Origin of the sequence: Burkholderia sp. TSV86 (assembly GCF_001522865.1) — a bacterium.
Lineage (GTDB): Bacteria > Pseudomonadota > Gammaproteobacteria > Burkholderiales > Burkholderiaceae > Burkholderia.
Genome location: NZ_LOWB01000032.1, coordinates 84,644 through 95,755, shown reverse-complemented (window position 1 = coordinate 95,755; position 11,112 = coordinate 84,644). Strand labels below are relative to the sequence as shown.

The following is an 11,112-nucleotide window of genomic DNA, read 5'->3' as shown; positions in this document are numbered from 1 at the left end:
AACCGGTCGTAGTAATCCGTCAGCGGTTTTGGTGGCCCTTGGATGCTGGCGGTTTCTTGCTGCTGCATTGTTCTCTAAACGATGCAGCAGCACTTTTTATAACTTGGGGCTTGTGCAGCGGCGATAGAGTCCCTATAATTCGCGCCTCACACAGGCTCGTAGCTCAGTTGGTTAGAGCACCACCTTGACATGGTGGGGGTCGTTGGTTCGAATCCAATCGAGCCTACCAACGAACACGCGGTACGGATGAATGGCAAGCGATCTTGTCGCTCATCCGCTTACCGGATACGTTCTCGTTCGCCGAAGCAGCCGATGAATGTACGCGTGAGTCGCGGTTTGCAAGCGCCATTTCTCTTCTTAATGTTCGCTCAAATTAGCGAGCATGCGCGTTTTCCCTTTGTCGTTCTTGATCGGAACATCGAGACTCTTCTCCGTCCCTATACTGGTTTATCTCGTTGGCGCGGATTGACGGGCGAGTGCGGCGGCTTTGCCGCGAACGTCTGATATCTTCGCTGACGCTGCGGCGCGCGCTGCGCAATCGTATGGATTCCTATTTGAGTCAAGCGGATAGCGTCAATGCGCCGCGATCGCCAGTAGCCGACAAAGATTGCGCGGTCGGTTGTGTTGGCATGCGTTACAAGACCGTCGGCCTGAGTCACAGGACTGCCGAGGTACTTGGTTCCGGCTATCTGGGTTAGCTCGATGCGACACGGGGCCGATGGCCGCGATGTTCGATTCGCATCGATCGTAGTGGAGCTTTAATGCGATTGCGTGTGGCTTGCGTGCAAACACGCAATTCCTGGTTCTGGTGGACGATATCAAGATCGCCGTGTTGAAGCCGCTCGTTGATGCCGGCACATAGCGTGCGCTATTGCGTACCCACGACATACGGTATGGGCTGCGCAGCCGTACCCGGTGCGGGATGACGAATGCACGGTGCCGCCGAGACATGCTGGCGATGGCGGCGCGAAGGTCTCGCAATCGAAGTCCACGACCTCAGGCGCCAGAGACTCCCTAATCCGATAATTGTCGCGGAGCAAAGATGCAGCCGGCCCGACTGGCGCCGCTCCGGCGTTGCTTGGGGCTGTCGATCCAGCCAGTCATGGTACCGGCGTTTCGATCGCGTTGTTCTGCCCTATCGGCATCGAACGCAGAGTTATGTGCTGCGAGGCTGCTCGCCACTGATTCGCAACGGCAACATTGGCTCGAGTCGGGTGTGAAATGATTTCTATTTGTGACGAGCGTATTGGCGGATTGGGCCGAGCGGCCGACGCGGCCGTTTTTTTCCATGCTCTGGAAAATATGATGCAAGCGCTTCTATCGAAAGGCGTCAGGCAGTCAATGTAATCTGCGATTCCAGGGGACTGTGGAAACTGGTTCTTTGGCCGATGCATTCCGTGAAACTTTTTTTGATATTAACTAAAAATGTTTGACAGGCTGATTTCAGCAAGATAAGTTTTGCAATAGGAATGTAAACCGATCTTGCCGTCATAGAACGTGCGGGGCCGGAGTTCAAGTGGGCCTGAAGCGCTGTAAAGCGTAATTATCAATATAACCAGCGGCATAGAACCTGAGAGGAGGGCAAACGAAACGCTCGCCGTTTCGTTCAGTTCCCGTGGATATAGATCTGACGGAAGACGAATCATCCAGTATCCGCGTGTCGGATGATGCGATCAGCCGCAACCGTTTGCCGGTAGCACGTCGCACGGTAATTTGTACCGGTGCGACGTGCCCTTTCTCATCGGCAACGCAGCAAAGCCAGCAACCGGAACGCCAGCTCATCGGTTCGCTTTGTCTCTATCTACATTGATCAGGAGGGTATCGGCATGTCTAAATTAATTAGAACTGCTTCATATTCCATGATTGTGGCCGGTGTTGTACTGGCTGGTCTTGCCCCGCTCTCGCACGCACAAACTCCCACATCACCGGCGGTTCCTGGTGGTCGCGACACGGTCAATCAATTGATCGTCAAGCTCCGAGCGCCGAAGATGGCGGCTAGCGCTGCAACGGGGCAGCCGGCGCGCGTGGCGGATGTGCAGTCCGTGATCGATCGTGTGGTTTCCGCGCGTCGCGCGCACTTGGCGAATCGCGCGTTCGGCGCGGCAGCCGGGAATTATGCCGATCCTGCGGCCGGGATACGCGTTAAGCGTGAAATGTCGGGGGGCGCTACGGTGCTGTCGTTGCAGAATCGCTTGCTGCCCGCCGATGCGCAGGCGCTCGCGCAAGATTTTGCCGCCGATAGTGCGGTCGAGTATGCGGAACCGGATGTGCGGATGTATCCGTCCGTTGTTCCGAACGATGCACGCTACTCCGAGCAATGGGGCTATTTTGATCCGAGAGGCGGCGCGAATTTGCCGGCCGCGTGGGATTTGACGACGGGCTCATCGCGGATCGTCGTCGGTGTTATCGATACTGGCTACCGTCCGCATGCTGATCTCGCGGCCAACCTGCTTCCCGGCTACGATTTCGTTTCCGATTCGGTAAGCGCGAACGACGGCAACGGCCGCGACAGCAATGCATCGGATCCGGGCGATTGGGTGACGTGGCAAGAGAGCAACGATCCGTATGGGCCATTCTACGGATGCCCGGTGAGCGACAGTTCTTGGCATGGCACGCATGTCGCAGGCACGATCGGCGCGGTGACGAACAATGGTTTTGGCGTTGCGGGCATATCATGGTCAGGCAAGGTGTTGCCGGTGCGCGTGCTCGGCAAATGCGGAGGCACGCTGAGCGATATCGTTGACGGAATGCGTTGGGCCGCGGGCTTGTCGGTGCCGGGTGCGCCGGTCAACCCGTATCCGGCCAACGTGCTGAACATGAGTCTTGGCGGCTCCGGTCGCACGTGCAGCCGGACCTACCAGAGCGCGATCAACGAGATCACGTATCGCGGCACTACGGTCGTCGTCGCGGCGGGCAACGAAGGCGCGTCGGTATCGACGTCGCAACCAGCGAATTGTCAGGGTGTCATCACGGTCGGCGCGACCGATCGCAATGGTGTTCGTGCGAGTTTTAGCAACTACGGGGCGGCGGTGAAGATTTCCGCGCCGGGCGTTGATATTTTGTCGACGCTGAATGCGGGCAGGACTTCACCTGGAGCGGACAGCTATGCGAGTTATAACGGCACCAGCATGGCGACGCCGCATGTCGCCGGTACTGTCGCGCTGATGTTGGCGATCAATCCGACGTTGTCGCCTTCGCAAATCCTGCAGCGGCTGCAAGCGAGCGCGCGTGCGTTTCCGGGCGGATCTGGGTGCTCGACGAGCACTTGCGGCGCGGGGTTACTCGACGCGGGTCAAGCCGTCTACGCGGCGACTCGGTAAGAAGGACGGGCACCGCTTCGGCGGTGCTCGCTGCGCTGTTTGTGAGCGATATCGCTCGATATGGACTGGTTGTTTTCTTACGATTCTCGGCATAAGGACAACAATGAAAATCCGCAAAACTGAATCGCTGCGTATATGGAGCACCGCAATTGCGGTGGCCGTTTTACTCACTGCATGCGGGGGCGACGACGGCTCGGGTTTGCCCGGCGCGTCTATGTTCGCGCAAACTGGGCGAAGCGAAAATACGGACGCTGCGCCGGCCGCAGCCGGCGCACGTCCGGTTTTTGCGCGTTTTTCGCCTTCTGGCGTGCCATACGCGGATTTGTCCAGCGGCGGCCGCTATCGGCCCGTGATCGCAAACGGTCAGGTGCAGCCATCGCTGTCGGGCAATACGATTAGCGAGGAAGCGTGGGTAGAGACGCCAGTCGATTCCGATGGCGACGGCGTGAAGGACCGGATTCACGTGCGTATCGTTCGGCCGGCCGAAACAGCATCGGGCGCGCGCACGCCGGTCATTGTTCTGGCGAGCCCATACTACAACGGGCTTGCCGATAGCCCCAATCACAATGTCGATGTCGAGCTTGACGGCACACCGCATCCTGTTGCGTCAACTGCCGCTCGTATTCTGGCGGCGATACCACAGTCTCGAATCCTGCAGCAAGTCGAAGCGGCGGCAGCAGGGCGTTCGTGGATCGAAGGTTACTTCGTGCCGCGCGGCTTTACGATCGTCTATGCGGATTCGCTTGGCACCGCGGGTTCGGACGGGTGTCCGACGATTCTGACGCGCGACGAATCCGTCGCGATGGCGTCGGTAATCCGTTGGCTTGGCCGTCACGCGAGCGCCAAGGATGTGAGCGGCAAGCCGATCGTCGCGAATTGGTCGACGGGACATGTCGGCATGTATGGCGTGTCGTATGACGGCACGCTGCCAAAGATGGTCGCCAGCCTGCGCACGCGCGGGCTCGATGCGATCGTGCCGATCGCAGGGCTGTCGAACATGTATGGCTATTACCGCTCCGCGGGCCTCGTGCGTGCACCGGACGGCTATCAAGGCGAGGACGTCGACGTCTATATAAAAGCACTCCTTACGAATTCGCATCCGGAGCGTTGTACGCATCTCATCGATGAAGCATTGCAGAAAGAAGACCGGACGTCTGGCGATTATTCGGCATTCTGGGCAGCTCGCGAGATTCCGACGGCTTTCGCAGTGGCACCCGCGCTTGTTGCGCAAGGGCTCGCGGACGATAACGTGAGGACCGATCAATCGACTTCGTGGTATCTCGCGATGCTCAAACAGCACGTGCCTGCGCAACTGTGGTTGCATCGGGCACGTCATACCGATCCGAGTCGTGTACCTGCGATGGCGAGCGAGTGGACTGCGCAGGTGAACCGCTGGTTCACGCGCTATTTACTGGGTTACGAAAACGGCGTCGAGCGTGGGTCGGGCTCGGTAATCGAGCAGGCGGACGGCACGTTGCTGAAGGAGTCGCGCTGGCCAGCAAGCAGTGCAACGCTTACTACGTATTTTTCGGGTGGAGATGGGGCGGGCACTGGAACGCTACTTCGCTGGCCATCGGGCGGCCCGCTCGTGAGATTCACCGATGATGCGCGGATCTTGGCACTAACGCTCGCGAATACAGCCGATGGCGCGCATCGCGGCCGCTTCGAGACGCAGCCGCTCGCACAGGCGACGCGAATCTCGGGGACTGCAACCGCGCAGGTCCGCTTGACGTTCTCAGCTGCCGCGAACGTGACAGCGCTGCTCGTTGATCGTGCGCCTGACGGCAGCGCGACGATTATCACGCGCGCCTGGACCGATCCTCGCAATCGCAAGTCGATCTGGCATTCACAGCCTGTCCTCGCCGGCATGCCCTACGATCTGCGTTTGACGTTCATGCCGCGTGATTACCGGCTCGAGGCAGGCCATCGGCTGGGACTGGTCGTGTTGTCGAGCGACTACGAGGCGACGTTGAGGCCGACGCCCGGCACCGAATTGACGCTCGATCCGGCTGGTACCTCGGTGACGGTGCCGTTGATGCCGGCTTGATATGGATGGCGCGCGGCGCGCACACGCGCCGCGCGCGTTCCGCTTCGGAGCCGGGCATCTTGGTCGATTCACGTCGAGGGACGTGGAAAACCCGATGTGATCCGTTCGTGAAACTGGTAAGGTGAGCGCAATGCCGGCGCCCTTGAGCTGGCGCGCATGGAGCCAGTATGGACGCTACTTCCGCTGCTGCCAACGTCGATCCCATCGAATGGCACATTCGATGCGATCTGGCCGCCTGCTATCGTCTTGTCGCGATGTACGGCTGGGACGACCTGATCTTCACGCATATCTCAGCCCGTTTGCCGGGCCCTGATCACCATTTCCTGATCAATCCGTATGGAATGATGTTCGAAGAAATTACCGCGTCGTCACTCGTAAGGGTCGATCAGGCAGGCAACAAAATCGGCGATTCGCCATACCCGGTCAACCGCGCGGGGTTCGTGATTCATAGCGCGGTGCATGCTGCGCGTGCCGATGTGCAATGTGTGTTGCATACGCATACACGTGCGGGGATTGCGGTCAGCGCACAGCGCGCCGGTGTGCTGCCAATTTCACAGCAGTCGACATTCGTGCTGCAATCGCTTGCTTATCACGATTACGAAGGCGTTGCGCTGAAGGACGACGAAAAGCCGCGACTGCAGGCAGATCTCGGACGTTCGACGTTCCTGATGCTGCGTAATCACGGACTCTTAACTGTCGGCTTGTCGATTGCTGATGCGTTTCTCGCGATGTACCTGTTCGAGACGGCTTGCCAGATCCAGATCGCTGCACAGAACGGCGGTGATCTGATCGAGGTGCCGGCTGGGATTATCGCGACGAGCGCGGAGGCGGCGTCGGTACAGACCGATGGATTGGGCGGCGCGTTCGTTTGGCCGGCGTTGATTCGCAAGTTAGACCGGCATGACGATAGCTACAAAACCTGAGCGTGGCGCGTGCCGCCGGTATCGTGTGCCGATGCACGCCTCTGCGCCTGTGCTGCATGACGGTGCGACCGGTTTGCGTATCTGAACGATTGGCTGCCCCGGACAGATCCACGCTCCGATCGCTTCGCTTAAAATCCGCCGTGTGTGTTATTCCGAGGTGGCTCATATGAGCTGCCGGACGAACTGCCAGTACGACCGCCGGCATCATTGCCACTATCATCAACCTGCCGTTTGAGTGACTGACGACGTCAGAGCAAACAGATTCGTAACTGCCAATGCAGTTAACCGAACACGTTTCATGTGGATTCCTGCCGATTCGTTGATTCGGCACCGCATTGTCATTCTATGGACGACAGCTTCCAAAAAAACGCCGGTGTTTCAATAAAAAATAACTGCGCCGGAGGGCTGTTCGCGGCGCAGCTTCGAGTCGGGCGATGCTGCGGGTCACGTTCGTTGCGTCATGACCCGGTAATGCATCATCTGGTTAATGCGGCTTCACGCAAACGCGGGTTTGTCGTATTTCATAAAGATGGTGAATGTGAGCCGTGGCGATCAATTTTCAGTGGTCGTGATCGCGTTGGTGATGGCCGTCTGCATCGTCGTGTACCGCGGCTTTGGCTGCCCGCTGTTCGTCATTAAGCCGTATGCTCCGGTTGAGTCGTCATAGAGTGCATACCAGTTGAAGCCGATGACGTTGTAGGTTGTTCTTGCTGCGACCAATTCGGCTACCGTCTTCGTGATATATGCCTGAGCCTGTGCTTCCGTATTGCTGAGATTCACGCCGATCTCGGTAATCACGATCGGCAGGTTGTAGCTCGCCTTGAGCCGCGCGAGCACGTTGTACGTGCCGGTGAGGCCAACCGCGTTTTCGATGTCGCCGCCATCGGAGTACCAGTGCCACTGAATTACGTCGGGCGTGATCTTCGGGTGCCCGGTTGTGCCGTCGGGTTGGGTGCCCGTCATTAATCCGTCGAGGAATCCGAAATACAACCAGCCGGCTGTTGCATTTGCAATCAGCTTGGTCTTGCGCTGCGTATCGACCGAACGCCAGCCGTCGAGTGCGCCTCGCAATGCGCCGCGCCAAATCGGAAAGGTCGAATTGTCGAAGTCCGAAACGTTGATGCCATCGCCACGGATCGGTGCGTTGTGGCTGTCAAGATCGTATTCGTTGCCGAACTCAACCATCGGAATGCCAGCGAGCTTCTGTGCCGCATAGACGGAAAGCTGATAGGCATATGCGTATGCTGTTTCTTCGGTAGGCTGTTTGCCGTTTAGCGAGGGATCGACCCAGGGGTTCGCTTCGATCATCGGCAATACGGTGACGTTGGGCCCGAGTCCCGGGATGAGCTTATCCGCAATCGCGTCGATGTGATCCGGGATGTAAGCGTCCTGCCGGTAGACGCGGATGCCGGCGGTGGTCAGATGAGAGGCCTGAGTGGCGAGCGGCGTCGAACTGTAGACGCTATTGGTGGCGACAAAGTGTCCGTTCGTGCCGAAGAACGGTGCGACCCATGCGGCAGGCGAAGTCGACGAGGACGATGACCCGGAGCCGCTTGAACTTGTCGACGAGCCAGAGCCATGCGAGTTAGAGCCGTGAGAGGCGCTGGCTGCATCGGATGCGCTCGCTGATGGAGGAGCATTCGGCGTGCTGGATGTGCTGGATGTATCGGTTGCGCTGGCGGCATTTGGCGCGCTCGGCGTTGCCGATGCGCTTGGGTTGCTGACGTTGCCGTTGGACGTCGAGTTTGCGCTGGTGGAGGATGCAGGCAGGACGATACCCGGAGTTGCTGCGGCGAGGCTGGAGTTGGTATTGCTTCCATCGCCGCCGCCACACGCACTTAGTAGGAGTACGAAAAATATGGAAAAAATGATAGAAATATACTTCGGATAACTAATGAATTGATCCGGGCGCGCAGAGGTAATGTTCAGATGATTCATGGCGGGATCTCCGTTCGGTGGAGGCTTCTATCTTAGGTTAATTTGAGATAACGGTATCTCTAAATTATTACCGAACGATGGATCGAATGCCAGTGTTTGAGAAGCAAAATAGGCCAGTTGGAATTTTTTGAATCGGGATGGTGGGGTATCGACAGATGTCATGCTTGATGTCGTGTCCATCGAGCATTGGTGGCGAATATCCGGTATTGCCTTGTGCGATCGCGGTTTCGCGCCTGATGACAGGAGCCGATGGGCATCGAAAATGCGCGTTTAGTGAACGACTTTTCTGTTCTGACAGGATTAGAGTATTTGTTCGAAACAAACGGACCGATAGTCGGGCGTTGACAAAATAGAAAAAGAGAGGAGGGTATGGTGAAATAAAAAACCAGAGGTGTTTAAACCTCTGGTTTCATCCGTAATTAATTTTTATTAATGATGTAATGCTGCTGGTTTAGCTTTCATTGGTATTTAATTGTAAAGAAAACTTCCGGGTTCATTCGGCGTTGGAAATACTTGACGACAGTTTATTTTGCACGTTCGAGCGTTTGCTTTGCCGTGGCGGGCGTATCGCTTTTGTACGCGAGATGCTCGCCGTCGTGCGACGCAACTCGGTGTTCGCAAGAAGGCCCTTCGTCTGCATTGAAAATGTGGCCGACGAGTTTTGCGCCGACGCTCTCGAGCCGCTGCTGCGCGGTTTCGAGTTCCGTCGCACGAGTCATTCGGCCGCGCGAGACCAGCAGAACCGCGTCGCAATCCCGAGTGGCAATCGAAAGCGCGTCGCTGTACGGCAGGACTGGCGGCGCGTCGACGATGATGAAATCGTAATGCGTGCGCAGCGTTGCGATCAGCGCGGTTAGCTCCGGACGCTCAAGCAGTCCTGCCGGATTCGCGCCCGATAGCGTTCCGGGCGTCATGACGGACAGCGTGCTATTGCCGATTCTAACGATCGCGTTGTCCAGCGGCTGTGCATTCTCAAGCACGTTTGCGAGGCCGATGCCGCCGCGCTCGGCACCGAGCGGATTGTGGGATCCGCCGCGCATGTCCGCGTCGACGAACAGAACGGATGCATTGGAATCCGCGAACAGATAGGCCAGATTCGACGCGACAAAACTGCAGCCCACGCCAGCGGTCGGGCCAGTGAACAGCAGAACCTTGCCACCGTCGCGGCCGTCGTGCGCGAACGCCGCGCGCATGCTCGTGCGCAGCACGCGCAACGCCTCGATACTGGGATCGTCGGGATGACGGGCGGCGAGGGGCTTGACCGACGGACGGGGCGCGCCGAACTTGAGCGCTTGCGATGCCGGCGGCGTGAGGACAGCGACGCACGGCAGATCCGATACGTCGGCGATCGACTGAGGGCCGTTCAGCTCGTTGCGGCGACGGGCAAGCAGGTACACGATCGCCAAGCCCGTGAACAAGCCGGCCAGCAGCGCGCCGACGATGATGAGACTGCGTTGCGGCCATGCCCGCTTATACGGCTTGTTCGCCCAGTCGACAACAGTTACGCCGGACGGCGTGCTGGCAACGGCGATTTCGAGCTGCTGCGCATTGGCCAGTACCTTTGTATAGAGTTCCGAAGCAACCGTTACCTGACGCGTCAGCCGGACGAATTCGCGTTGCGCGGTCGGCAGTTTGTTGGCCGCGGCAGTTGTTTGCTGAATTTCCTTTTTTACCTGATCAAGCTGGGTCTGCACGGTCTGATAGGTCGTGCTGCCAGGCTGGAAGCGTCCCTTCACGTTGTCGAGCGAGAGCTGCAGCAATGTTTGTTTTTCGGACAGCGAGTTCAACCTGCCGATCAGCGCTGCACCCTGCTGGTCGACGTCGATCGTGCCCGTCGTCGTCCGGTAGCGGTTCAACTCGTCCTCGGCCTTGGCGAGATCCTGCTTGAGGACAGGCAGGCGCGCGTGCAGCGAGTCGAGGCTGCGTTGTGCGTTCTGCGAACGATAGGCAATGTCCTGCTGAAGGTAGACGTGGATGATTGCGTTGACCAGATCTTGAGCATGCTGGGGCGTGTCGGCCTGATAGATCAGCCGCATCAGCGACGGCTCTTCGAGCGTCGAATCGCGGTTCGCGACGATCGTTTTCATCTTCTTCATCACGTCGTCATAGACACGCTGCGTCGATTCCTTGACGATCGAGAACTCGATGCCGTTGCGCGCGCGCAGCGTATCGACGCGAATCTCGCCAGCCTGGGCGTTGCCCGATCCGACGGTAAACGGCACCGTGGCACCGACCACGCCGCGCGCGAGCAACCGATCTTTTTTGTCGTACAGTGTCCAATGGCCGTTGTCACCCGTGACGAGCCGGAATTTGTCGCCGTATGATGCGTCCGGCACCGTGAATGCGCCGAGTTTCAGTTTTTCGCCGCCCCACGCGAAACCGGACAAGCCGAGCAATGGCGCGGCGAGCTTGTCGTCATCCGCGTGGCTTGATGCAAATAGACGGCCGATCAGCGGGAAGTAGCTGCGCGTGCGGATGTCGAGATCCACGCCGATCTGCTCGATTGCCGCGCCGACGGTCGCGCGCGAGGTCAGAACTTCGCTTTCGTCGTTCGCGGACGGACCGGCCGAGATCGTGCCCGAGACGTCGGACAGCGCGCTGATGGCTGCGCCCGGCTTTGTTTGGATGCGCAGCAGCGCTTCGGTTCGGTATTGCGGTGTTGCGACGAATGCATACAACACGCCGAGTGCGAAAAACACGCCGACGATTGTCGCGAACAGCCGCCGGTGCCGGGAGATGCTCCACAATAGGCTCGCGAGCCCATCGTTGTTCTTGGCGTGTGGCGCGGTCATAGTGGGTTGTACTTTCAGGTCCATCGTTGTTTTCCGTTAGCGACGGCGGCCGTCGCTGTCCTCTGCATCAATCGGTTAAACCCGGCTTGGCG

At 58.6% G+C, this 11,112-nt stretch carries 5 protein-coding genes and 1 tRNA gene; 4 read left to right on the top strand and 2 right to left on the bottom strand.

The genetic code is table 11. The annotated features are described in order from the left end of the window. Positions 1–152 precede the first annotated feature (152 nt). From WS68_RS05340 to WS68_RS05325, 4 genes are all read left to right on the top strand, one after another. Positions 153–229: transfer RNA gene (locus tag WS68_RS05340), tRNA-Val, on the top strand. Between the two features lie 1,597 nt (positions 230–1,826). Beyond that, the gene (locus WS68_RS05335) at positions 1,827–3,320 is read left to right on the top strand and encodes a S8 family peptidase (RefSeq protein ID WP_059569798.1); all 1,494 of its coding nucleotides are present in this window, start codon (positions 1,827–1,829) and stop codon (positions 3,318–3,320) included. A gap of 103 nt (positions 3,321–3,423) precedes the next feature. Then, complete coding sequence (locus WS68_RS05330; RefSeq protein WP_059569797.1) at positions 3,424–5,367, top strand: Xaa-Pro dipeptidyl-peptidase; 1,944 nt, start codon at positions 3,424–3,426, stop codon at positions 5,365–5,367. Positions 5,368–5,534: 167 nt separating this feature from the next. After that, positions 5,535–6,290, top strand: coding sequence for a class II aldolase/adducin family protein (locus WS68_RS05325; protein WP_059569796.1), 756 nt, complete (start codon positions 5,535–5,537; stop codon positions 6,288–6,290). 552 nt (positions 6,291–6,842) lie between these two features. On the opposite strand, the gene WS68_RS05320 is transcribed toward WS68_RS05325, so the two are convergent. Continuing rightward, positions 6,843–8,228 (bottom strand): glycosyl hydrolase, encoded by a 1,386-nt coding sequence (locus WS68_RS05320; RefSeq protein WP_156429343.1) that lies wholly within the window; start codon positions 8,226–8,228, stop codon positions 6,843–6,845. Between the two features lie 524 nt (positions 8,229–8,752). Beyond that, on the bottom strand, positions 8,753–11,044 hold the full coding sequence (locus tag WS68_RS05315) for a GNVR domain-containing protein (protein WP_059569795.1): 2,292 nt from the start codon (positions 11,042–11,044) through the stop codon (positions 8,753–8,755). Positions 11,045–11,112 lie beyond the last annotated feature (68 nt).